The sequence below is a fragment of the Streptomyces mauvecolor genome (assembly GCF_039532965.1).
GTDB lineage: Bacteria > Actinomycetota > Actinomycetes > Streptomycetales > Streptomycetaceae > Streptomyces > Streptomyces violascens.
In genome coordinates this window covers 166,464-188,571 of record NZ_BAAASQ010000009.1, presented here as the reverse complement: position 1 = coordinate 188,571, position 22,108 = coordinate 166,464, and the positions used below count along the sequence as shown (strand labels likewise).

General features: G+C 70.6%; 20 protein-coding genes and 1 pseudogene. 10 read left to right on the top strand and 11 right to left on the bottom strand.

Going from position 1 to position 22,108, the window contains the following annotated elements; genetic code table 11:
- The first annotated feature begins 191 nt into the window (after positions 1-191).
- Positions 192-932, top strand: coding sequence for a maleate cis-trans isomerase family protein (locus ABD346_RS13285; RefSeq protein WP_344374709.1), 741 nt, complete (start codon positions 192-194; stop codon positions 930-932).
- 50 nt (positions 933-982) lie between these two features.
- Here the strand turns inward: ABD346_RS13285 and ABD346_RS13280 are convergent, their stop codons facing one another.
- From ABD346_RS13280 to ABD346_RS13270, 3 genes are all read right to left on the bottom strand, one after another.
- The gene (locus ABD346_RS13280) at positions 983-2,245 is read right to left on the bottom strand and encodes an LLM class flavin-dependent oxidoreductase (RefSeq protein ID WP_344374707.1); all 1,263 of its coding nucleotides are present in this window, start codon (positions 2,243-2,245) and stop codon (positions 983-985) included.
- Positions 2,245-3,627 (bottom strand): NtaA/DmoA family FMN-dependent monooxygenase, encoded by a 1,383-nt coding sequence (locus tag ABD346_RS13275; RefSeq protein ID WP_344374706.1) that lies wholly within the window; start codon positions 3,625-3,627, stop codon positions 2,245-2,247. Before ABD346_RS13275 ends, ABD346_RS13280 begins: the two co-directional genes overlap by 1 nt.
- Before the next feature lie 120 nt (positions 3,628-3,747).
- Entirely contained in the window at positions 3,748-4,500 is a 753-nt protein-coding gene (locus ABD346_RS13270; RefSeq protein WP_381230154.1) for a response regulator transcription factor, read from the bottom strand.
- A gap of 582 nt (positions 4,501-5,082) precedes the next feature.
- Between ABD346_RS13270 and ABD346_RS13265 the strand changes: the two genes are divergently transcribed.
- The gene (locus ABD346_RS13265) at positions 5,083-8,298 is read left to right on the top strand and encodes a Tn3 family transposase (RefSeq protein WP_344374703.1); all 3,216 of its coding nucleotides are present in this window, start codon (positions 5,083-5,085) and stop codon (positions 8,296-8,298) included.
- Positions 8,299-8,422: 124 nt separating this feature from the next.
- Here the strand turns inward: ABD346_RS13265 and ABD346_RS13260 are convergent, their stop codons facing one another.
- Positions 8,423-8,767 (bottom strand): helix-turn-helix domain-containing protein, encoded by a 345-nt coding sequence (locus ABD346_RS13260; RefSeq protein WP_319367140.1) that lies wholly within the window; start codon positions 8,765-8,767, stop codon positions 8,423-8,425.
- Between the two features lie 694 nt (positions 8,768-9,461).
- Positions 9,462-10,095: pseudogene (locus tag ABD346_RS13255) on the bottom strand (type III effector protein).
- A 128-nt stretch (positions 10,096-10,223) separates the two neighbouring features.
- On the opposite strand from ABD346_RS13255, the gene ABD346_RS13250 reads away from it, so the two are divergent.
- The 4 genes from ABD346_RS13250 to ABD346_RS13235 all read left to right on the top strand — a co-directional run bounded on the left by ABD346_RS13250 (position 10,224) and on the right by ABD346_RS13235 (position 12,918).
- On the top strand, positions 10,224-10,655 hold the full coding sequence (locus ABD346_RS13250) for an Hsp20/alpha crystallin family protein (RefSeq protein ID WP_344374701.1): 432 nt from the start codon (positions 10,224-10,226) through the stop codon (positions 10,653-10,655).
- A 103-nt stretch (positions 10,656-10,758) separates the two neighbouring features.
- On the top strand, positions 10,759-11,154 hold the full coding sequence (locus ABD346_RS13245; RefSeq protein ID WP_344374700.1) for a DUF2267 domain-containing protein: 396 nt from the start codon (positions 10,759-10,761) through the stop codon (positions 11,152-11,154).
- Between the two features lie 53 nt (positions 11,155-11,207).
- Positions 11,208-11,651, top strand: coding sequence for a DUF2267 domain-containing protein (locus tag ABD346_RS13240; RefSeq protein WP_319367144.1), 444 nt, complete (start codon positions 11,208-11,210; stop codon positions 11,649-11,651).
- Positions 11,652-11,916: 265 nt separating this feature from the next.
- A complete protein-coding gene (locus tag ABD346_RS13235) occupies positions 11,917-12,918 on the top strand; it encodes a recombinase family protein (RefSeq protein WP_344374698.1) in 1,002 nt (333 codons plus the stop codon).
- A gap of 106 nt (positions 12,919-13,024) precedes the next feature.
- Here the strand turns inward: ABD346_RS13235 and ABD346_RS13230 are convergent, their stop codons facing one another.
- A complete protein-coding gene (locus tag ABD346_RS13230; protein WP_344374696.1) occupies positions 13,025-13,786 on the bottom strand; it encodes a TetR family transcriptional regulator in 762 nt (253 codons plus the stop codon).
- Positions 13,787-13,987: 201 nt separating this feature from the next.
- On the opposite strand from ABD346_RS13230, the gene ABD346_RS13225 reads away from it, so the two are divergent.
- From ABD346_RS13225 to ABD346_RS13215, 3 genes are all read left to right on the top strand, one after another.
- Positions 13,988-15,193 carry an IS701 family transposase gene (locus ABD346_RS13225; RefSeq protein WP_344374695.1) on the top strand — a complete coding sequence of 402 codons (1,206 nt, stop codon included), beginning with the start codon at positions 13,988-13,990 and terminating at the stop codon, positions 15,191-15,193.
- Between the two features lie 95 nt (positions 15,194-15,288).
- Positions 15,289-15,915 carry a sigma-70 family RNA polymerase sigma factor gene (locus tag ABD346_RS13220; RefSeq protein ID WP_344374693.1) on the top strand — a complete coding sequence of 209 codons (627 nt, stop codon included), beginning with the start codon at positions 15,289-15,291 and terminating at the stop codon, positions 15,913-15,915.
- 158 nt (positions 15,916-16,073) lie between these two features.
- Entirely contained in the window at positions 16,074-16,934 is an 861-nt protein-coding gene (locus tag ABD346_RS13215) for a polysaccharide deacetylase family protein (RefSeq protein WP_344374691.1), read from the top strand.
- A gap of 87 nt (positions 16,935-17,021) precedes the next feature.
- Here ABD346_RS13215 and ABD346_RS13210 read toward each other — a convergent pair whose 3' ends face one another.
- Both ABD346_RS13210 and ABD346_RS13205 read right to left on the bottom strand, forming a co-directional pair.
- Positions 17,022-17,387, bottom strand: a complete 366-nt coding sequence (locus ABD346_RS13210; RefSeq protein WP_344374690.1) for a MerR family transcriptional regulator — start codon at positions 17,385-17,387, stop codon at positions 17,022-17,024.
- A 75-nt stretch (positions 17,388-17,462) separates the two neighbouring features.
- Positions 17,463-18,689 (bottom strand): MFS transporter, encoded by a 1,227-nt coding sequence (locus tag ABD346_RS13205; protein WP_344374688.1) that lies wholly within the window; start codon positions 18,687-18,689, stop codon positions 17,463-17,465.
- Positions 18,690-18,754: 65 nt separating this feature from the next.
- Here ABD346_RS13205 and ABD346_RS13200 point away from each other — a divergent pair, with 65 nt between their 5' ends.
- Positions 18,755-19,153 carry a MerR family transcriptional regulator gene (locus ABD346_RS13200; protein WP_344374687.1) on the top strand — a complete coding sequence of 133 codons (399 nt, stop codon included), beginning with the start codon at positions 18,755-18,757 and terminating at the stop codon, positions 19,151-19,153.
- Between the two features lie 165 nt (positions 19,154-19,318).
- On the opposite strand, the gene ABD346_RS13195 is transcribed toward ABD346_RS13200, so the two are convergent.
- The 3 genes from ABD346_RS13195 to ABD346_RS13185 all read right to left on the bottom strand — a co-directional run bounded on the left by ABD346_RS13195 (position 19,319) and on the right by ABD346_RS13185 (position 21,856).
- Entirely contained in the window at positions 19,319-20,089 is a 771-nt protein-coding gene (locus tag ABD346_RS13195; RefSeq protein WP_344374685.1) for an SDR family NAD(P)-dependent oxidoreductase, read from the bottom strand.
- 202 nt (positions 20,090-20,291) lie between these two features.
- Complete coding sequence (locus ABD346_RS13190; RefSeq protein WP_344374684.1) at positions 20,292-21,236, bottom strand: NAD(P)H-binding protein; 945 nt, start codon at positions 21,234-21,236, stop codon at positions 20,292-20,294.
- A complete protein-coding gene (locus ABD346_RS13185) occupies positions 21,233-21,856 on the bottom strand; it encodes a ScbR family autoregulator-binding transcription factor (protein ID WP_344374682.1) in 624 nt (207 codons plus the stop codon). The genes ABD346_RS13190 and ABD346_RS13185 overlap by 4 nt, the downstream gene beginning before the upstream one ends.
- Positions 21,857-22,108: the final 252 nt, after the last annotated feature.

Sequence of the window (22,108 nt, the reverse complement as noted above, 5' to 3'; positions counted from 1 at the left end):
CGGGCGTCAACGCCTACCGTGTACGGCTCTTGTCAGACATTGTCAGACCAATGTCAACTCACCACAGCAATGCAAGATCCGGGTGAGAAGGACGCCGATTTCAAGGGACCCCACGGCTCGCACGGCATTCCTGGACTAGCCTGCTCGCATTCGACTGCGCCAAAATTCTTCGACTGATGGGTGATGCCGTCATGGACATACGCTCCGTGCCACGAATCGGGATTGTCGTGCCGCCGGAAAACCCCACCGCCGAGCCCGAGTTCGGCCAGTTCTACGGGGCCGGCACGACCGTGCACACCACCCGGTTCCCGGTCCTTCCGGGCAAGGGCCTGCGGGCCATGCTGGAGACGTACAACGAGGTGCTGCCCGGGGTGCTCGACGGCTTCGGCCGGCTGCCGCTGGATGCCGCCGTGGTGGCGTGCAGCGCCTCGCACTATCTGCTCGGGCCGGACGGCGACCGGGAGTTCTGCGCCCGGCTCGGCGAGCGCGCCGGGTATCCGGTGCGGTCCTCGGCGCTGGCCACCCTCTCGGCGCTCGAGGCCCTGGGGCTCGACCGGCTGACGCTGGTGTCCCCGTACGAGCCGTGGCTCACCGAGCTGTCGCGCGGCTACTGGGAGAAGGCCGGTCTCACCGTCGACGGTGTCGTGCAGATCAAGGCGGGGGAGGTCCACGACCCGTACCGGGTGACCACCGAGATGCTCCTGGAGCAACTGAGCCGCCGCTCGCTGCCCGAGGACGGCGCGGTGCTGTTCACCGGGACCGGCATGTTCACCCTGGCCGCGCTCGGCGAACTGGCCCGTCCCGGGCGGGCATTGCTGTCGTCCAACCTCGCCAGTGCGTGGTGGGCGCTCCATGCCGCCGGAGCGCCTGTCGCGACGGCGACCGTCCACCCGCTCCTCGAAGGCCTGGCCCGTCGTGCCGACTCGGCGTAATGCTGGGCCGGGTGGCCCAGCCCGTTGCGGGCTGGGCCACCCGGGAGGGTTCAGCCCGTGGCCGCGTACCGGCTCGCCGGGCGGGGCAGGCCGAGCAGGCCGCGCAGGGTGGGGCTCCCGTAGGCGGTGCGGAAGGCCGCGCGGCGCTGGAGTTCGGGGACCAGGCGGGTGGTGATCAGGGCGAGGTCGTGCGGCAGCACGCCGGGCCGCAGCCGGAACCCGTCGAGGCCGGCCCCGCTCCAGTCGGTCAGGAGCTCGGCCAGCTCTCCGGGCGTGCCGCAGAAGATGTGCGCGTCGGAGCCGAGCGCCGCGCCGTCCAGCTCGTCCAGGCGCCGCTTGCAGCGGGCGGCCGCGCCGGAGTCCTCGTCCAGGAAGACGACGAGGTCGGCGAACGCCTTGAGGGGCTCGTCCGAGGTCCGCCCCACGGTGGCGACGGCCTTGTCGACCTGGCCCAGGATCCGCGTCGTGTCCGCGCGCGAGCGCGGCGTGATGAACACGACGTCGGCCGCGCGGGCGGCGAGTTCGTACGGGGTCGAGGCATGTGCCAGGACGGCGACGAGCGGCTGGCCCTGTGGTGGGCGCGGGGTGATGGACGGGCCGCGGATGCTGAAGTGCTCGGCCGCGAAGTCGATGTGGTGGACCTTGTCGCGGTCGATGAAGCGCCCGGTCGCCGCGTCGCGGATCTCCGCGTCGTCCTCCCAGGAGTCCCAGAGCCGGCGCACGGCCTCGACGACGTCGGCGGCCTCCCCGAACAGCGGGCGCAGCCGGCGCGCGATCAGCTCGGTGTCCTGGACGTCCTCGTCGGTGAGGACCGGGGTGGTGCGGCGGCCGAAGTGGTACGCGTCCGCCGCCCGGGACGTGATCTGGGGGCGCCAGCCGGCCCGGCCGTGACTGGCGTGATCGAGGGAGGCGATGGCGGTGGAGAGGTGGAAGGGTTCGGTGTGGGTGACATTGGTCGTCGGTACGAGGCCGATGCGCGAGGTGAGCGGGGCGAGGTGGGCCGCGAGCAGGACGGCGTCCAGCCGGCCGCGCACTTGGTCGGTCCGGTCGTCGGGGCGGTGGAACGCGGCGGACTGGAGGCCGAGTTCGTCCTCGATGGTGACGAAGTCGATCAGCCCGCGCTCCGCCTCGCCGGCCAGGTCCGCCCAGTAGCGCGGGGCGAACAGCCGGTCGGGCTGTGCGCCGTGCGCCCGCCAGGCCGCCGGGTGCCAGCCGGCTCCGTTGAGGGCGACGGCGAGATGAAGCCGGGTCACGATGTCTCCATTCACGGGTTCGGGCGCCGGTGATGTCTCAGGTCTGGGAGCCGAGGGCATCAGGAGGCGTCCCGGTCGGCGGCGGTGCGGGGAGGTCGCAGGGCGAGGTGGTCGCGCAAGGTGGTGCCCGTGTAGTCGGTGCGGAATACGCCCCTCTCCTGGAGCAGCGGCACCACCTTGTCGACCAGGTCGTCCAGGCCGGTGGGGGTGAGATGAGGCACGAAGATGAAGCCGTCGGCGCCGTCGTTCTGCACGAACTCGTCGATGGCAGCGGCGACTTGGGCCGGTGTCCCGACGAACGTGTGCCGCCCACGGACCTCGATGACCAGCTCACGGATGCTCAGCCCACGGGCCGAGGCCAGCTCCCGCCAGCGGCGGGCGGTCGCGGCCCGGTCGCCGCGGAACTCCGTATGTCCCTTCATCAGCGGCTCGTCGGGCAGCGGCTCGATGCCGGGGAGCGGCCCGTCGGGGTCGTAGCCGGAAAGGTCCCGGCCCCAGACGGCTTCGAGGAACCGGAGCGCGGTCTGCGGGCCGACCTGGGCCCGGCTGATCTCGGCGGCCCGCTCCTCGGCCTCGTGCGAGGTGTCGCCCAGTACGTAGGTGACCGAGGGGATGATCTTCAGGTCTTGGGCGGCGCGGCCGTACTTGGCCAGGCGCGACTTGACGTCATGGTAGAAGGCGCGGCCTTCGGGGAGCGTGCTGTGGCGGCTGAAGACGACGTCGGCGTCGCGTGCGGCGAACTCGCGCCCCTCCGGCGAGTCCCCGGCTTGAATGATCACCGGGTGTCCCTGGGGGGAGCGGGGTGTGTTGAAGCGTCCGGTGATGTCGACATGCCGGCCGTGGTGGGCGAAGGCGCCCGCGCCCGCTCGTACGAACGCGCCCGCCGCCGGGTCGGCCACGAGGTCGCCGGGCCGCCAGCTGTCCCACAACTCCCTCGCCGTGCAGAGGAATTCGGCGGCCCGGGTGTACCGGTCGGCCTCCGAAAGGTAGCCGCCGCGCCGGAAGTTCTCACCCGTGAAGGCGTCGTGGGTGGTGACCACGTTCCAGGCGGCGCGCCCTTCGCTGAGGTGGTCCAGGGTCGCCAGTCTGCGGGCCACTTCATAGGGTTCGTTGAAGGTGGAGTTGACCGTGGCGGCGAGGCCGATGCGGTCGGTGACGGCGGACAGCGCGCTCAAAACGGTGAGCGACTCGGGTCGGCCCACCACGTCGAGGTCGTGGATGCGGCCCTTGTGCTCGCGCAGCCGCAGCCCCTCGGACAGGAAGAAGAAGTCGAACCTGCCCCGTTCCGCGGTCCGGGCGAGGCGGGTGAAGGACTCCAGGTCGATCTGGCTCCCGGAGCGGGGGTCGGACCACACGGTGGTGTTCTGCACGCTGGGCAGCTGGGCCGCGAGGTGGATCTGCTTGACGGGCTTTTGGCCGATGGGGACGTGGTGGGCGGGCACAGCGCGAAGGCCTCCTGCGAGAGCGGGTCGATCGCCCCGGGCGGGCGCTTACGGGTACGAGGGTGGCGGCGTGGGGAACGGAAGGGCGGAGCCCGGCTCAGGGCCTCGCGCGAGGGCGGGTCACGGCCGGACGAACTGGAGGCCGACCCCCCGGACCGTGGTGATCCAGTCCCCCGCACCCAGCTTCTTGCGCAGGCTGCTCACATGCGTGTCGAGGGTCCGGCGCGACCAGGAGTCGCCCCAGACCTGCCGCATGATCCGGTGCCGCGGGACGACGGTGCCCGGCTGCGAGGCGAGCAGGTACAGCAGGTCGAACTCCTTGCGGGTCACCTCGACCCGCCTGCCGTGCACGCTCACCTCACGCGCGATGGAGTCGATCCGCAGCGGACCATGCGCCACCACGGGCGTCGCGACGGGCTGGGGCCGGATGCGGCGCATGACGGCATCGATGCGGGCCATCAGCTCCCGGAATCCGTACGGCTTGACGAGGTAGTCGTCGGCGCCGGCCTGGAGGCCGAGCACCCGGTCGAGTTCGGTGGCCCGGGCGGTGACCGCGATGACGGGGATGTCGCACGTGGAGCGCACCTCGCGGCACACCTCCAGGCCGTCCAGGTCCGGGAGTTCCAGGTCGAGCAGCACCAGGTCGGCGCGCTGGTAGCCGGCGAGGGCGGCGCGGCCGGTCTCCGCCCGCTCGACGCTGTGCCCGTGCCGGGTCAGGCCCCGGATGAGCGATTCGGCATCGTGGGCGTCGCTCTCCACGACGAGCAGCCGCCAGGCGGCGGGCGGCCGGTGCAGGCCCGGCGGCGCGGCGACCCGGTGGGGTCTTGAGGGGACTGCCCCGGCGAACCGGAGCGACGGTATGTGATGGTCCATCAGGTCCATGCCGTCTCCAACTCGGCTGCGGGTGCGGACAGTTGCTCACGGACGCTGATACAGGACATGTTCCTCGTCTCCCTGAATGGCGACCGGCGGGAGGAGCTGCCCGCCGCGCAAGCTGAACTCCAGTCGTCTCCGGGCGCTGTCGCCGCCCGGTGGGGTGCACCGCCCGGCCGGGACTGACGGCCAGGACGGGGGATTGCCTTCCGTCAGGCGAGCGGCAGGACGGTGCACCCCTGCTTGTCGGGTGCACTGGAGGGGCACCGGGCGAGGCGTCCCCCAGGACGGCGGACCAGGCCCGCGATCCGTTCCGGGTACCTCGCGGGCACCATCTTGCATGGGCCGTACGAGGGCGAACATAGGGACTTCAATAAGTCACGGCAGGCTGCGCTTCCCCCGCCCCTTCCCTTCGAAAAGCGCCGCCCGCCTGCCCCATCACGTCAACTGTGGGGTGTCGCCGAGGTGAGCCCAAAAGGGGCCATGGGATGATCTTGAAGCCGTGAGGTCCCGGTCCGTCACCCGTTCGGCTCAGTGTCGTTGGTGGTGATGTTGACCATCGTCTGGGGCCTGGGGTGGGTTGTGACCTCGATCGAACGGACCGCGTATCCGCGGTTCAAGCGGCTGATCACCGCGCATGAGCTGCATCTGTTCTTCTCGCCGACGCGCGATGAGCTTCAGTGGGCGTCCGATGCCACGGACTGCGATGAGCATCTGCTGGCTCTGCTGCTGATGCTGAAGTCGTATCAGCGCATGGGGTGTTTCCCGAAGCTGGAGGTCGTCCCGGACATGGTGGTGGACTTCGTCCGGCGCCAGGTGGAGCTGCCGGAGGGCACGCTGCCGGTGTACCAGGCGGAGAAGACCGCCAAGAACCATCGGGGCCTGGTCCGCAAGCGGGTCGGGGTGCTCTACGACCAGGTGGAGGCCCGGCGGATCGCCGAGCGGTCGATCCGCAAGGAGGCGGCGGCGAAGAACCGGCCGGCGGACCTGATCAATATCGCGTTGGAGAAGGTGGTGGAGTCCGGGCTGGAGCTGCCGGCGTTCTCCACCTTCGACGCGATGGCCTCGAAGATCCGCCGCGAGGTGAACACCGCGATCTGCGATGGCATCCACGACCGGATCAGCCCGGCGGAGCGGGCCGGCCTGGCACGGCTGCTGCAGGACCGCGATGGCGACGGCACCACGCTGTTCAACCGGCTGAAGAGGCCCGCTCAGGGCCCGAGCTGGTCGCACTTCAAGAATTTGACCAAGCGCCTGGAGTGGGTGGACGGCCTCGGCGACACGGACGTGTGGATGGACGGGGTGGCCGCGGGGAAGGTCACCGACTTCGCCGGGGAGGCGGACGCTGCCGACGTGGCGGAGCTGCGCGACTACCGGCCCGTCCGGCGCCTCGCGCTGGTGGCCTGCCTGGTGCACAAGGCACGGATGCGGGTCCGTGACGACCTGGCGACGATGTTCTGCAAGCGGGTGGCGACGAAGGTCAAGAAGGCGAAGCAGGAGCTGGAGGAGATCCGGCTGGCCGAGCGGGAGATCGTCGAGGCCCTGATCGGCAACTACCGCACGGTGCTGAAGCACATCGACGAGGGCGGTCCGGCCCGTGCCGCGCTGGTGAAGGCCGCGGCCATGACTGCGGAGACCCGGCAGGCGCTGGACGGCCTGGACGAGCACGCGTCGCCCGAGGAGGTGGCCGAGCGGCTGGACGGCGAGGTTTCCCCGGCCTTGCTCGCGCTGGCGAAGGCCCTGGTGGTGCAGGCCGGCGGGCTCGGCGCGGTCACCCAGGCCGTGGAGGAGCTGGGCGGGTTCGACAAGCAGTACGAGCAGATCGAGAAGGTCTCCGCCCATCACGGCAACTTCTGGGAGCCGCTGCTGTACGGGCAGATCGGCCGGGACCGGGCGGTGATGTTCGACCTCGCCGAGAAGCTGGAGTTCACCGCCACCAGCGAGGACGGGCGGGTGCTGGACGCGCTCGCGCACGCACAGCGCCACCAGGCTGCCCGCGGGGAGTACATCACCGCCTTCGACGAGATGGGCCGGGAGGTGGACATCTCCTTCGCCACCCAGAACTGGCGCAAGGCCGTGCTCGACAAGACCCGCCCGGGCCAGTTCGTGCGCAAGCACTTCGAGGCGATGGTCTTCACCGCCCTGGCGGAGGAACTGCGCACCGGCGACGTCGCGGTGGTCGGCTCGGAGGAGTACGCCGACTGGTCCAAGCAGCTCCTCGCGTGGGAGGCCGTCCAGGAGAAGCTGGGCGCCTACCTGGTGGAGGTCGGCCTTGCTGAGGAGGACGAGACGGCCGAGTTCGACGCCAAGTTCTTCCGCCGGCAGTTGGAGGACAAGCTTCGGGACGCCGCCGCGGCGGCGGACGCCGGGTACCCGGACAACGAGGGCCTGGTCATCGACCTGGAGACGGGTATCCCGTCGCTGAAGCCGCACCGCTCGGAGGGTCAGCGGCCGCCTGCGAAGCGGCTGGAGGAGGAGATCAAGGCGAGGATGCCGGAGCGGTCGCTGATGGGCATCCTGGCCCGTACGGCGTACTGGGTGGAGTGGTGGCGGCGCTTCGGCCCGGCCTCCGGCAACGAGCCGAAGCTGGCCGACCCGTTCAGCCGCTACGTGATCACGACGTTCGTGAAGGGCACGAACATGGGCCCGTACGAGGCCGCCCGGCACATCCCCGGCGTGAGCGGGCATGAGCTGTCGTACACGGCGAACCGGCACTTCTCCATCGTGCTGCTGAACGAGGCCATCGCCGACCTGGTCAACGCCCACGCCCAGCTGGACATCTCCCAGGCGTGGGGCGATGGCACCGCGGTGGCCGCCGACGGCACCCACATGGACACCTACCTCGACAACCTGCTCGCCGAGACGAGCGTCAGATACGGCAAGCCGGGCGGCATCGCCTACCACCACATCTCCGACACCTACATCGCGCTGTTCACGCACTTCATCCCGTGCGGGGTGTGGGAGGCGGTCTACATCATCGAGGGCCTGCTGAAGAACACGTCCGAGGTGAAGCCCACCACGGTGCACGCAGACACCCAGGGCCAGAGCTTCCCGGTGTTCGCGCTGGCCCACTTGCTGGGCTTCGACCTGATGCCCCGCATCCGTAACTGGAAGGACTCGACGTTCTACCGGCCGAGCAAGCAGAGCGAGTACGTGCACATCGACGCCCTGTTCGGAGAGCCGGGCAGGAACGTGATCGACTGGGACCTGATCGAGTCGCAGTTCCGGCACCTGATGCGGGTGGCCGTCTCGGTGCGCGAAGGGGCGATCTCCTCCTCCACGCTGCTGAAGCGGCTGCGGTCGGGCTCCAAGAAGAACGCCACGTACGCCGCGTTCCGCGAGGTCGGCCGCGTGATCCGCACCGTGCAGCTGCTGCGCTACCTCTCCGACGCGCCGCTACGGCGGCGGGTGACCGCGGCGACGAACAAGGTCGAGTCGTTCAACCGGTTCTCCCAGTGGGTCGGCTTCGGCAACCGCGGCGTCATCGCCGACAACGACCCGGTCGAGCAGGAGAAGGCGATGAAATTCAACGCTCTTCTCACCAACGCGGTCATTTTTCACAACGCCCTGGACATCGCCGAGATCGTCCGCCAGCTGCTGGAGGAGGGCTGGACGATCGAGCCGGAGGACCTGGCGCACATCTCGCCGTACCTGACCGAGCACATCAACCGGTTCGGCGAGTACAGCACGCACGAGCTCGGCATCCAGCCCGAGGCGTACGACCCGAAGCTGGACGTGGACTTCGCCCCGCTGCGCGATGCGGACCCGGCCGCGGCCGGCTTCGGTCAGGCCGCCTGAAAGGCCGCGGCCGGGTCGGCATCATGAAGTCCATGGACGATTGATCGAGGGTGTTTACGGCGGCGCGGCCGGTGGCGGCAGCATCGTCCGCTGGCCGGTGTTGCCCCAGGATCGGCGTGCTGATTCAGGCTGAGTTCTTCGACTGCGACTCGCGGCCTTGTGTGCGCAGCTGCTCGTTGATGCGCCGGGCTTCTTCGAGCTGGTCTTCGAGGATGACGATGCGGCAGGCGGCTTCGATGGGGGTGCCCTGGTCGACGAGTTCGCGGGCGCGGGCGGCGATGCGCAGCTGGTAGCGGGAGTAGCGGCGGTGGCCGCCTTCGGAGCGCAGCGGGGTGATCAGGAGGTGTTCGCCGAGGGCGCGGAGGAAGGCGGGGGTGGTGCCGAGCATCTCGGCGGCCCGGCCCATGGTGTAGGCGGGGTAGTCGTCATCGTCGAGACTGTCGACGGGACGGGAACTGGCAGGGGGCATAGACCTCTTCTTTCAGGGACACGTCGGGGGGCCCGGGTGCCGTACGGCACCGGGGCCCCGAGCTTTCAACACCATCTACCGGCTTACTGCGCCGGCCTTCTTTGTCCGCAGGTTCCGCCTGGGAGGGCGGGGCTGCGGGGATCGCGGATGCGTGACCGGGGACCACCTTCCAATCCGGGGCCTGCGGTACCCGGGCGGACTTCTTCCTCGCCCGGGCGATCCTGATGGCGTCTGCTCCTTTACCTTCGGCTACACGGTCGTACTGCTGGATAACGCGGGTACTGCTCGCAGCCCCGTGGGGCGTCCTGCTTGACCTGCATGCGCGGCAGTTCATCTCTGCCGCGCCCATCTCGACTTCCTGGGTACGCGAAAAAGATAACCCTGCGATGAGCCAATGTCTACTGTGACCGCGACAGATTTTCTTCAGGTTCGATGCGCGTAGTTCTGCCGCAAACACACCTGCATGAGTGATGCCCCGGCACGAACCCACGAGGCGCGGACGAGGAAGCTGGCCATCCTCTACAAGCTGTGTGTGCTGGTCGCTGGCGGGATGCGCTGCGTCGGCGGGAGATCTGGGCGCCGGGGGCGAACCGGTGGCGTAACCCGGAGGACGATCTGCCGCCGGACTTCGAGGGCAATCGGGGGTCCGCCCGGGGCGGAGGCTGACTGGGCTGTTGCGGGGCACCGGGCGGAGTCAGGGGGGAGCGAGGGTGTCGAGCCGGGCGGCGAGGTCGGGGTGGGCGGCGGCCAGGTGGGGGCGGGCGGCGGCCAGGGGCGCGATGAGGTCGGCGGGGTCGTTGTGGGCGAGGGCCGCGTGGAGCTCATTGAGCGGGCGGCGGGCGGCGGGGGGAAGGTCGGTGAGGGCGGTGATCTGGCCGGCGAGGCGGCGCAGGTCGGCCGCATTGCGACGGGCCCAGGTGGCGGTGTTGCGGTCGGCGGCCCGGGCCTGGCGGGTGGCCGTCACGCGCTGTTCGCCGGTGGTCCCGGCCGGGCCGGGGCGGCCGCGAAGGTAGCGGCGCTCGGCGGCCTGGCGGCTGGCGACACCCAGGGGAGAGGCGAGGTCGGCCCAGCTGGCGCCCGCGTCCCGGGCCGTTTCGATCAGGCCGATCATCATCCCATCCGGCGAGCCGCTCACGTACCTGCCGCAGCAGCATCAGCGAGGCGAGGGCCTGCTCCGGGGCCGGCCCGGCGCCGAGGGTGTCGGGGGTCTCGTGCTGGGCGTCGCGCAGGGCTTCGTCTATGGCTTCCAGGGCCGCCGCGGCGGCGAGGAACGACGCCGGGCTGTGGGCGTCGGCGTCGGTGGAGACCGGCTGGTCGGGTGCGGTCACGGGCACCTCCCTCAGGTTGTCATCATGTAGACGACATCGTGTTTGTCATCCATTGGATGACATGTTACAACGGTGTCAGTGAGGCGCATTGGCAGTAACTGCCTGAACCTGCTGGAGGTGTTTTCACGATGTTGATGCGCACTGACCCCTTCCGTGAGCTGGACCGGCTGGCGCAGCAGCTGATGGGCCCGGGCACCTGGTCGAAGCCGTCGGCGATGCCGATGGACGCCTATCGCGAGGGCGACCAGTACGTGGTGGCCTTCGACCTTCCCGGCGTTACCACGGACGCGATCGACATCGACGTCGAGCGGAACATGCTCACCGTCAAGGCCGAGCGCCGGCCGGTCGCGAAGGCCGACGACGTGCAGATGGAACTCTCTGAGCGGCCGCTGGGCGTCTTCTCCCGCCAGATCGTGCTCGCTGACACCCTCGACACCGAGCACATCAAGGCCGACTACGACGCGGGCGTGCTCACCCTGCGCATCCCGATCGCCGAGCGCGCCAAGCCCCGCAAGATCTCCATCGGCGTCGGATCCGGCCACAAGGAGATCTCCGGCTGACACCGGCCGGACCGGTGCGGAGGACGGGCACCTGATCTCCCCCTCCATCCCGCCCTCCGCACCCCTACGGGCAACGAAGAGACAAGAAGGGGTGGCGGCCAAGATGACTCTGCGACGCGAAGCGTTCCTGGACCACGTCAAGGAACGCGGCGAGTACGGCACTCCGGAGGAAGCCGAGCGCGCGGCCCGCGTAGTGCTTGCCCTGCTCGGCGCCCACCTGGTCGGCGAAGTCCGCGCCCAGCTCGCAGCCCGCCTGCCGGAGGAATTCGCCCTGATCCTGCTCAACCCGCTGCAGAGCGCCGAACCGCTACCAATGGAGCGGTTCGTGCGGGCGACCGCGGCCTGGATCGAGGGCGCCACCGAGCAGACCGCGACCTGGGACGTCAGCGCCGTCCTGTCAACGGTCGCCGACACCGCCGGCGACGACCTGATGGGACAGATCCTGCTCCAGCTCCCCGCCGGCTACGACCTCCTCTTCGGCCGCCCCCAGCCCACCTGACCCCTACCTCGGTGCCCCACACCCGCACCGCTCCACGAAAGGCATGCACCGCAGTGATCACCGACGTACGCGTACCGTCTGAGCACCAGCAGCCGTACTCGACGGCGTATGAGCAGATGCTGGAGAAGGTCCGCTACGAAGGTGCCTATCCCACCCGCGAGAGAGCCGAGGAAGCCGTCCGCCTGGTTCTCGCGGGGCTGGGACGCCAGCTGACCGGCGACGAACGCGTCGACCTGGCCGCCTGCCTGCCCCTGGAAGCCGCACGTGTCCTGACCGCACAGATCCCCGACACCCAGCCGCTGACCGGCTGGGTCTTCGTCAAGGACCTCGCCGCCCGCTCCGGCGCCTCCCTGGCCACCACCCGCTGGGACACCGGCTCCGTCTTCGCGGCCGTCGCCGCCCACGCAGGCCCTGACCTCATCACCCGCATCCTCGATCAGCTCCCCACCGGCCACGCGCTGTTGTTCGGCCGCGCCGAACTCACCTCCGCCGCGTAAACGGCACCGGCACCCCGGGGCCGGAACAGGATCCCTCCGGCGGCCCTTGGCGAAGTCCCCGATCCGCGCGATCGGGGACTTCCGCCTTCGCTGTGCATGATGACCGTCTGGGGCGGTGTCTCTCATAAACGGTCCTTTGCCAGAGCAAGATCACTCGACGGCCGGGAAGACTCTCCGGGCCCCGGATCGGTTCGCAGAACTCGTTCTCACTCAATAGCGGGACGGACCCCCTTCTGAGACTTGCATTGTGCGAAAATCGCGGCTCATGACGGACCCTCAAACCGCCCCCGTGTCCGATGTGGACGACATCGAGCGCCACCCGTGTCCGCGCTGCGGCGCCGAGGCCGGATCGCCGTGCCGTTCGCGCGGCGGCGCGGTCGCCGGCGCCTACCACACCGGCCGCTTCACCAAGGTGCCCCGGCTGGCGAAGCTGCTGCGGGTGCCCACCCCGGCCGACCGGGGCCCCGGGCAGCCGTGGCGGCCCGGCACCCCGCCCCCGGCGCCGATCGACCCCGACACCCCGACCGCCGACATCCGGATCGGCTACGCGCGCTGCTCGCCCCTCGGCCAGGAACTCGACTCCCAACTCGACGCGCTCGCCGCCAAGAACATCCCCCGGGACAAGATCTTCGCCGAGAAGATCAGCACCCGGGTGCGGGTCCGCCCCGCATTCGAGGCCGCGCTGAGCGCCGCCCGGGAGATCAAGGCCCACGCCCCGCACTGCCGGGTGATCCTCACGGTCTACGAGATGAAGCGGCTCGGCCGCGACGCCGCCGAACTCACCGCGCTCGCCGACCACCTGTCCGCCCACGGCCTCGTGCTGGAGATGCTCGCCGGACCGCTGGCGGGCATGTACGACCCCAGCGGGCACGGCAGGCTGCTGTTCGCGTTCTTCGCGGCGATGGCGGAGACCGAGCGGGAGAACATCCGGGAGTCCACCCTGGAAGGGCTCGACACCGCGGCCCGCAAGGGAAAGCACGGCGGCCGGCCGCCGGTCATCACCGAGGACATGCTGCACACCGTCCTGCGGCGCCGGGCACTCGGCGAGACGGTCGAGCAGATCCAGCCCGACCTGATCATTCCCACCGGCAAGCGCAAGGGACAGAACCCCTCCGTCGCCAGCATCTACCGGGCGCTCGCAGAGCACGCCAAACGCGAGGCACACCCCGAGGCCATCGAGCAGGCCCACGCCGACTTCGCCACCCTCCAAGCCGGCGGCGCGCTTCCCGAACCCCGCACCGGGGCCGGGGCGCAGACGGCAGGCTGACGACGACGGCCCCTGTCGCCGGGTTCACTCATCGAGCAAGATCATCCCATGGCCCCTTTTGGGCTCACCTCGGCGATACCCCAACTGTGGGTCGGATTCAGGCCGTTCACTCCTGATCGCCGCGCTCCGGGCGGGGCGGCCCGGTGGCGGACGCCCCGTACAGAACGATGTCCCACACCTCGGCGAGCTGACCGACGACATCCCGGGGTGCTCCGGCGCCCGGCTCGGGGTCGGGCCCGGTGAGGGCGCGCAGGCGGAGGTGGGCATCCACGCCCGTGACAAGGTGCGCGGTGAGTACCGTCACCGCCTCCGGATCCACCGAGCGGCTCAACTGGCCCTCTGCCCCCGCCTGTTCGAGGAGGCGGTGCAGTTCCGGAAGCCATGCGGCCGTCCAGTCGGCCGCCTCGCGCGGGCGCTCCCGGGTCAGCCGGGCGGCCGCGCGGACCTCGGTCTCCGCTTCGAGGAGCCGGGCGACCGCCAGAAGCAGGGCCCGTGCCAGACGCAGCGGCGAGGCCGGGAGCGCGAGGACCCGGGTCACCGCGGCCCGGGTCATCGCGCTGCCCCGGTCCTGGAGTTCGTCGGCCAGGATCGCCTTGGCCGGGAAGTGGAACGTGAGGGCGCCCAGCGAGATCCCGGCCGCGGCGCAGATCCGGACCAGCGACGTGCCGGCGTAGCCGTCCCGGTCGATCTCGACTGCGGCCGCACGGAGTACGGCGGCGCGGGTGCGGGCCGCGCGCATCTGCTTCACCACGGCCACCGCCCGGTGCGGCGCCCGGGACAGCAGTGCGCCGCGGGCGCACCCGCGGAACAGGAGCGGGGCGGGGAGCCGGGCCGGCCACCCGGCCGGCACCTCCTCATCACCGCGCACCCTCGGGTGCGTATCAACCTCGAACACCTTTCTCCGTACCGGACTGCACAAGACGGACACCTTCCCCAGCCGGGGCTCCCGGCGGCAACGCCGACTTGCCGAAGTCGCAGCGGGGACGGACCGGTCTGGCCAAAAACAGAAAAAGCGTTCGCTATATTTTGAGAGTCGTACCGGCCGTCGACGTTCAGAGGGGGATTCATCATGGCCGTACCGCAGCGAGCCGTCCTGCCGCAGCCTCGGTTCGCGGACGACTGCATGCCCGACTTATCCGGTTTCACCGAGGACGTGTTCGGCTATCTGCCCCGTGTCGACCAACGCCGTTGGGCCGACGCCTACTTGCGCGGGCTGCTCACGGCACCGGGCAAGAAGACGGTCTCCCAGATGGCCAAGGAGGCCCGCCTGCCCCCGGGCGCGGCGCAGGCGCTGCAGCAGTTCATCAGCGCCAGCCCGTGGGACTGGAGCGCGGCGCGCGAGTCGCTGGCCCGCAAGGCGGCCGCCCGCCTGCCCGGCCACAGCCTGACGGTCGGCACGACGCTGGTGGAGAAGCGCGGCGAACACTCGGTCGGTGTGCACAAGCGGTTCGTGCCCGAGGCCGGGCGGACCGTCAACTGCCAGGTCGGCATAGGGCTGTTCCTCACCTCCGGGTCGGAGAGCATCCCCGTCGAGTGGTCCCTGCTGATGGACGAGGCGTGGTGCGGCGACGAGGTGCGCAGACGCCGGGCCCGGGTCCCCGACACCGTACGGGCCGAGCCGGCCTGGGCGCATGTCCTGGACCTGACGGACCGGATCGCCGCGCTGAAGGTGTCCGGACCGGCTCCGCTGGTCGTCGACCGGCACTGCCCGATCGACGCGACGCGCCTCGCGACGCATCTGCATCTGCGGGAGCGGGACTTCGTCATCGAGGTCCGCCCCGACCAGCCCGTACTGCCCGCGCTCCACGCGGCCCCCGGCATCGGCACCCGGCCGGGCCCGGTCCGCCCGGTCGGCGCGCAGCAGTTCATGCGCGAGGGCCGAGGGCGCCATCCGTACGTCATCGGCGCCGAGCAGGGCGGCCGGACGCGGCGCGTTCAGGTGTACTCCGCGCCGGTCCGGCTGCCCGGCAGCTCTCCGGCCGCGCCCAGCACCCAGCGCGTCCACCGGCTGATCGCCGAGCAGTTCCCGGCGGGGCGGCGCCCGGCCCGGTTCTGGATCACCAGCCTCGGGGACCGTCGGACGGACGAGGTGCTCGCGCTGCTGCGCAGGCCTTCGCTGACCCACGCCGCCGTGCAGCGCCTGGAGGACGACTTCGGGCTCCTCGACTTCGAGGGGCGCTCCTTCCCCGGCTGGCACCACCACATGACGATGTCGTCCGCCGCCTACCTCTACCGCAGCCTCCAGCACGGCGCGCGACGGCCCGCCCGTCTGTGACCCGGCGGTCCCGGGGACGCCCCGCAACCGCGCCCGCGGGCCCCGGACGAACGAACCCGCGCCCCCGACGGCGCCCCCCACGCAAAGGACGAACGATGACCGCGCCCCCGACCCGCACCGACGAGGTGCGCCCGCCCGGCGACGCACCACAACCGGCGGAGGAATCCGCCCAGGAGCGCGCGCGACGCTTCGAGCGCGACGCCCTGGGCTACCGGCGCCGGCTCTACGCCCAGGCACTGCGCCTGACCCGCAACCCGGAGGACGCGGAAGACCTGGTGCAGGAGACGTACGCGATCGCCTACAAGTGCTTCCACCAGTTCCGCGCCGGGACCAATCTGTGGGGCTGGCTCCGGCGCATCATGACCAACGCCTTCATCACCTCCTACCGCAAGAGGAGGGCCGAACCGCAGCACTGGGGCACGGGCGAGATCGAGGACTGGCAGCTCGTCGGCACCGCCGGTCACACCTCCTCGGGGCTCGCCTCCGCGGAGTCGCAGGTGCTCAGCCGGATCCCCGATCCCGAGCTTCTCGACGCGCTGCGCCGGACGCCCGAGGTCTTCGTCGAGGTGGTCTACCTCGCGGATGTCGAGGGCCTGCACTACCGCGAGATAGCCCAGCTCCTCGACATCCCGCACGGCACGGTGACCTCGCGCCTGCACCGGGGGCGCCGCCGGCTGCGTACGCTCCTGGCGGGATCGGGCCCGCTGCCCCATCGGCTGTGACCGGCTTGCTGTGACCGGCTTCACGCCCGGCCCGGTTGACCCTCACATCAGTGCGAGGGGGCGATCATGCGGACGAGCCGACCGTCTCCCGCAACGGGGTCAGCCGCCCCGAAATCCCTGGTGGGGACGGCGAGTTGGGAACCACGAGGTGAGCAACCATGGACAACGAGTTATTCGCGTACAGCCCGATCACCGAACGCCCGCCGGTCAAGTGGCCCGGCGGCGCCCGGGTCGCCTGTTATGTCGGGGTGAACATCGAGCACTACCAGGTCGATCGGCCCTCGACGAGCATCTTCACCGGGACCGCGGGACTCGCGCCCGACCCGCTGAACTACGGCTGGCGCGACTACGGGCCCCGGGTCGGCATCTGGCGGCTGGCCGAGAGCCTGGACCGGCACGGGATCCGCGCGAGCGTGATGCTCAACTCCGCCGTCTGCGCACACTATCCGCAGATCATCGAGGCGGGCCGGGCTCGTGACTGGGCCTGGGTGGCGCACGGCAGGGACAACTCCACGTTCCAGACGCACAGTTCGGCCGAGGAGGAGCGCGCCTATCTGGCGGACGTGGTCGGCACGATCGAGCGGGCGACGGGACGGCGGCCGCGCGGCTGGCTGGGGCCGGCGCTCACGGAGACCTTCCGCACACCCGCCCTGCTCGCCGAACTCGGCCTCGGGTACGTCCTCGACTGGTGCAACGACGACCAGCCCTACCGGCTGAACGTGCCGGGGATGCTGAGCGTTCCGTACTCCATCGAGGTCAACGACATCACCCTGTTCGCGGGCCGGAACCTCAGCGGCCCCGAGTTCGTGCGCATCGTCTCCGACCAGCTGGACCAGCTGTACGCCGACTCCGCGGACAGCGGCCGGGTGATGGCGCTGGTCCTGCACCCGTTCATCAGCAGCCAGCCCTTCCGGCACAAGTACGTGGACCAGGTCCTCGAACGCCTCGCGAACCACCCCGCGGTGTGGCTGGCGACCAGCGACGAGATCGCCGAGCACTACGCCACCACGCAGCCCTGAGACCGGCGGTCCGTACGCGAAGGGGGCGCCCCGGGCATCCTGCCCGGGGCGCCCCCTCATGCGTATCCGCTGTGACGTCGATCGGACTCAACAGTGCGGCACTTGGGCGGACGCGGTGATCGCGTCCAGCACCTCGCACGCGGCCAGCAGGCTCGCCGCGGCGTCCCGGAGCCGGACGCGTTCCCGGCGCAGGACCGCCAGCAGGTCCGCGCTCAGCGGTACGGGGGCCAGGCCCGCCCCGCCGGGAAGGCTGGGCATCAGCGCGGCGATCGCGCGGGTGCTGAGTCCGGCGGCCAGCAGCGCGCGGATGTGCCGGACCGCGTGCACGTCCTGTTCCCGGTAGTCGCGGAAGCCGCTGGAGCGGCGCCGGGGCGCCAGCAGGCCCTGTTCTTCGTAGTACCTCAGCAGCCGTGCGCTGACGCCGGTCTGCCGGGCCATCGTCCCTATGAGCACGCGAGGTCCCCCTGCCGTCGGCGGCGAACGCCGGACACCGCGGCATCGGGCCGCGGTGTCCGGCGTCGTCGTTCCTCAGGCGGCACTGCCGCGTTTGGCGGGGAATCCGTGGGCGCGGGCGGCCAGGACCACGATGAGGACCGGCGCGAGCAGGACCAGGATGCTCCAGGGGAAGGAGGTCGAGCCGAGCAGGTTCAGCAGGATGCCGCCGACGATGCCGCCTCCGGCCATCGCCACGTTCCACAGCGTCACCAGCATGGCCTGGGCCGCGTCCGCGTGCTCACCGCCCGCGTCACCGACCGCGGTCTGCAGCAGGGTCGGAGCGCCGCCCCAGCCGAGGCCCCACAGGGTGACGGCGACGTACACCATGGCGGTGCTGTCCGAGAGGACGGCGAGGATGGCGGCCGCGACGGCGACCAGCAGGGTGCTCGCGATCATCAGCGCCCGCAGTTGGCGGTTGATCTGCGCGCCGACCACCCAGATGCTGACCAGCGAGGCCGCGCCGAACACCAGAAGCACCAGGTCGGTGGAGTTGCCCATGCCGAGTTCGTCGAGGAAGGTCGCGATGAACGTGTAGAGGATGGTGTGGGCCAGCACGAAGACCAGGGTCACGAACAGGACCGGGGTGACTCCGGGGACCTTCAGCGCCGCGGCCATCGGCGTCTTCTCACTCTGCCGCTGGCCCGGGTAGTCCGGGACCAGCGCGCCGATCCAGGCGAGCAGGAGCACGGTGAGGCCGGTCATGACCAGGAAGGCGACCTGCCAGTTGACGGCCTTGCCCAGGAAGGTGCCGGCCGGAACGCCCAGGGAGAGCGCGACCGGGATACCGGCCATCGCGATGGCGATCGCCTTGCCCTGAAGGTGCGCGGGCGCCATGCGGCGGGCGTATCCGGCGAGCAGAGCCCAGGCCAGGCCGGCGGCCACACCGGCGACGAACCGGGCCACCATCGTCAGGGAGTAGTTGCCCGAAAGGGCGGTCACCGTGTTGGCCACGGCGAATCCCGCCATCGACGCCAGGAGCAGCCGCTTGCGCCGCCAGGCCGCGGTCGCGGCGGTCAGGGGGATCGCGGTGAGGGCCGTACCGATGGCGTAGATCGTGACCGTCTGGCCGGTCGCGGACTCGCTGACGTGCAGGTCCGAACTCATCGCGGGCAGCAGGCCCGCGGGCAGTGTTTCGGTCAGGCTCGTGATGAAGACCGCCGTGGCCAGCGCGAGCAGCGCGAGCAGGGGCAGTTTCTGGTCACTCTGATTCTTGATCCCGACCTTGGGATCAACTGGGGTCTGCTTCTCGCTAATTGACATGGTGTGAATGCTCGAACCCTCACACCTATGTGAAGGTCAACGGGAAGAAATGTGAGGTCGATCACATGCGTATCGGAGAGCTGTCGGAACGCACCGGCACGCCCCGCCGACTCCTGCGCTACTACGAGGAACAGCGGCTGATCGTCGCCGACCGCTCCGCCAACGGATACCGCGACTACGACGAGTTCTACGTCGACCGGGTCCTGCAGATCAGAGGCCTCCTGGAGGCCGGGCTGCCGACGCGGATCATCAAGCAGATCCTGCCCTGTCTGGAGACCACCCGGACCATCCATGTCCTGGGCGCGACACCGGAGATGATCGCCACGCTGGAACGCGAGCACCAGCGCATGACCGAACGCATCCAGGGCCTGACCCGCAACCGCGACGCCGTGGCCGGCTACCTCGCCACGGTCCGGGGCGAGGGCATGCCGGACCCCACCACCCCTTCCCCGCGGGCGGCTTGAGCGCCTGTGCCGCCCCAGGGCTGTTCGCCCTGGGGCGGCACACACCGATGTCCCGGACCGCAGGTCACCTTGCGGTCCGGGGCCGGGGGGGACGGCCGGCGGCCGTGCCGGACCAACGATGGCTGTACCGAGCCGAACGGAACGGAAATTCTGCTGCCGAAGGCGTTACGCCGCCGTCCACCCGCCGTCCACCGGCATGGCCGCACCGGTGACGAAGGTGGCGCGGTCGCTGCACAGCCAGGCCGCGGCCTGGGCGATCTCCACCGGGTCGGCCATCCGGCGCTGGACGGAGCGGGACACGAAGCTCTCCTCCAGTTCCGGCGTCCCGGCCAGCACCTCCTCCATCAGCTCGCTGCGGGTGCTGCCCACCACCAGCGCGTTGACCCGGATCCCCTGTCGGCCGTAGTCCGCCGCGGCCGCCCGGGTCAGACCCAACACGGCATGTTTGGCGGCCACATACGCAGCCGATGCGCCGGTGGCCTGGAGGCCCGCGACGCTGGAGGTGTTCACGATGGAACCGCCGCCCGCTTCGAGCATGGCGGGGATCTGGTGGCGCAGACAGTTCCATACGCCGCGCACGTTCACGTCCATGGTCCGCTCGAAGATCGCGGTGTCCGTCTCGTGCAGCGGGGTTCCCGCCGTGGCCCAGCCCGCGTTGTTGAACGCCCCGTCCAGACGGCCGAACCGGCCCACCGCGACCTTGACCGCGTTGGCCACGTCCTCTTCGCTGACCACGTCACCAGGGGCGGTCTCGGCCCTGCCGCCCGCCTCGACGATGTCGTGGGCGAGCGCGTCCAGCCGGTCCGCGCGGCGCGCCATCAGGACCACGGCGGCCCCTTCCGCCGCGAACAGCCGCGCCGCGGCCTCTCCGATGCCGCTGGAGGACCCGGTGATCAGAACGGTCCTGCCCGCGAGCATGCCGTGCGCTTCAGTCATGGTTCTTCTTCCCTCCCGGTGCCGGTTTCCCGGCCAGTACGCCTTTATGTGTGTGGTGTCGGTGGTGTCGGTGGTGTCGGTATGTGCGTGGTGTCTGCGTGTGTGGCGTCTGTATGTGTGTGGTGTCGCCACATGTGGGCTGGGCCCGCCCTTCCCGTGCGGCCCTGTGGACGGCTGGGCGTGCGGCCCGGCGTGCGGCAGGTCAGCGGAAGGCCTCCGCGTGGCGGGTGGCCCAGGCCCTGAAGGTGCCCGGGGACCGGCCGGTGGCTTCCCGGACGCCATCGGTGACCTGTTCCTTCGCGCCCGCCGCCTGTCGTTCGGCGCCGGCCAGCAGAGCGCGGGCCAGCGGCTCCCCCAGCCGGTTGCGCCATCCCCGCAACGCCTGGCTCGACGTCAACTCCTCGTAGCGCACGGGTAGTTGAAGCGCCTCGCCAAGTTGATCCGTCTGCTCGCGCGCGCTCAGCGCCTGCTGTCCGGTCAGCGCGTGGATCCGGCCCGCCTGGCCACGGCCGACCAGGGACCGGGCGGCGGCCCTCGCCACGTCCTGCGGGTCGACGCAGGAGTTGCGTGAGGATCCGTACAGCGCCCGCACCACCCCCTCCTTGCGCACTCCCCCGGCCCAGCCCAGGGCGTTGGACATGAACGCCCGCGGCCGCAGCAGCGTCCAGGTCATGCCGGACGCCCTGACCTGCTCCTCCGTCTCACGCTGCCAGCAGGTGATCCGGTCCTGGGCCAGCGGGTCGGACACCGCCGCCGCGGACAGTTTCACCACATGCCTCACTCCGCCGGCCCGGGCGGCGGCCAGCGCGTTCGCATCGTGCGTGGGACTCAGCGGGTCGAAGGTCACGAGCAGGAGGGCGTCCGCTCCCTCCATCGCGTGGCGCAGTGTGGCGGGGTCCCCGAGGTCCGCGCCCACGATGTGCCCGGCCACCCCGTCCCGGGCGGCCCGTGCCGGGTCCCTGGTCAGCGAACGTACGTCATGGTTCGGCGCCAGGAGACGAGCCACCTTGCCGCCCACGGTGCCGGCGGCCCCGGTGATGACGACACGCATGCGCCGCTCGTCGCCGAAGGTGCCCTCGGACTCCAAGTCGCCCTCGCCCGCCAGGGTTTCAGGGGCGCCATCCGGCCATAAGGTGCGCTCGTTCACGAGGCGCGGCCCCGCTCCGCGTCCAGGCTGATACGGCGCGCGGCGCTGGGCACGGCGACGCCGGGGAGCAGCAGCTCCCACATCCGTACCGTGCGCTCGACGAGGTCCTCGCGACCGTTCACAAGGTTCGCGTACAGCTGGATTCCGGTACACGCGCCGACCACGAACTCGGCGATGTCCTCGGGCACCACACCCGGCATGAGTTCCTTGTCGCTCTCCGCGTCGACCAGGCACGCGACCATGATCTCGCGCCACTCCAGGAACGTGGACGCGTCGTGCATGCCGAAACTGCCCTGCTCCACGGCGAGTCGGACACCGGCACGCAGCAACGGGTCGACACGCAGCTGATGTGCCCAGACCAGGGTGATGTCGACAAGTCGCTGCAGTCCGCGCGCGTTCAGACCTGGCTCGATCGTGTGCCTCTGCGCGTTCATCACCGCGACGGCGAGGTCCTCCTTCGACTTGAAGTGGAAGTACATCGCCCCGGCTGTCAGCCCGGCCCGCGCGAGGATCTGGTTGATCAGAGCCGCCGCGTACCCCTTCTCGTCGAACTCCTCCGCCGCCGCCCGCAGGAGCACTTCACGGGTCCTCAGCGCCCGCTCCTGTCTGATTTCCGCCATCGCTTCCGCTCCCGATCAGGTTCGACAAAAATAGAGAACGCCTTTTATATTATCGGCCATCGGCGCAGTGGTCCACGATCACGCTGACGCACCGACCGTTGACGACTTATGCCCGGGGGGCCGCATGATGTCGGGAATCCAGCGCGCGCTCACCGCGCCGCGCCTGCCGGACACCGGCCTGCCGAGCCCCACCAACTGCCGCAGCTGTTGCGGCAGTTGTCCTCGATCCTGTCCCGGCTCCCGGCCGTAGCC

Bases quoted from the DNA above. Each gene is read 5' to 3' on its own strand.
- ABD346_RS13285 (WP_344374709.1), top strand. From the start codon at position 192: ATGGACATACGCTCCGTGCCACGAATCGGGATTGTCGTGCCGCCGGAA.
- ABD346_RS13280 (WP_344374707.1), bottom strand. From the start codon at position 2,245: ATGCCCTCGGCTCCCAGACCTGAGACATCACCGGCGCCCGAACCCGTG.
- ABD346_RS13270 (WP_381230154.1), bottom strand. From the start codon at position 4,500: ATGGACCATCACATACCGTCGCTCCGGTTCGCCGGGGCAGTCCCCTCA.
- ABD346_RS13260 (WP_319367140.1), bottom strand. From the start codon at position 8,767: ATGCCCCCTGCCAGTTCCCGTCCCGTCGACAGTCTCGACGATGACGAC.
- ABD346_RS13250 (WP_344374701.1), top strand. From the start codon at position 10,224: ATGTTGATGCGCACTGACCCCTTCCGTGAGCTGGACCGGCTGGCGCAG.
- ABD346_RS13245 (WP_344374700.1), top strand. From the start codon at position 10,759: ATGACTCTGCGACGCGAAGCGTTCCTGGACCACGTCAAGGAACGCGGC.
- ABD346_RS13235 (WP_344374698.1), top strand. From the start codon at position 11,917: ATGACGGACCCTCAAACCGCCCCCGTGTCCGATGTGGACGACATCGAG.
- ABD346_RS13225 (WP_344374695.1), top strand. From the start codon at position 13,988: ATGGCCGTACCGCAGCGAGCCGTCCTGCCGCAGCCTCGGTTCGCGGAC.
- ABD346_RS13220 (WP_344374693.1), top strand. From the start codon at position 15,289: ATGACCGCGCCCCCGACCCGCACCGACGAGGTGCGCCCGCCCGGCGAC.
- ABD346_RS13215 (WP_344374691.1), top strand. From the start codon at position 16,074: ATGGACAACGAGTTATTCGCGTACAGCCCGATCACCGAACGCCCGCCG.
- ABD346_RS13205 (WP_344374688.1), bottom strand. From the start codon at position 18,689: ATGTCAATTAGCGAGAAGCAGACCCCAGTTGATCCCAAGGTCGGGATC.
- ABD346_RS13200 (WP_344374687.1), top strand. From the start codon at position 18,755: ATGCGTATCGGAGAGCTGTCGGAACGCACCGGCACGCCCCGCCGACTC.
- ABD346_RS13195 (WP_344374685.1), bottom strand. From the start codon at position 20,089: ATGACTGAAGCGCACGGCATGCTCGCGGGCAGGACCGTTCTGATCACC.
- ABD346_RS13185 (WP_344374682.1), bottom strand. From the start codon at position 21,856: ATGGCGGAAATCAGACAGGAGCGGGCGCTGAGGACCCGTGAAGTGCTC.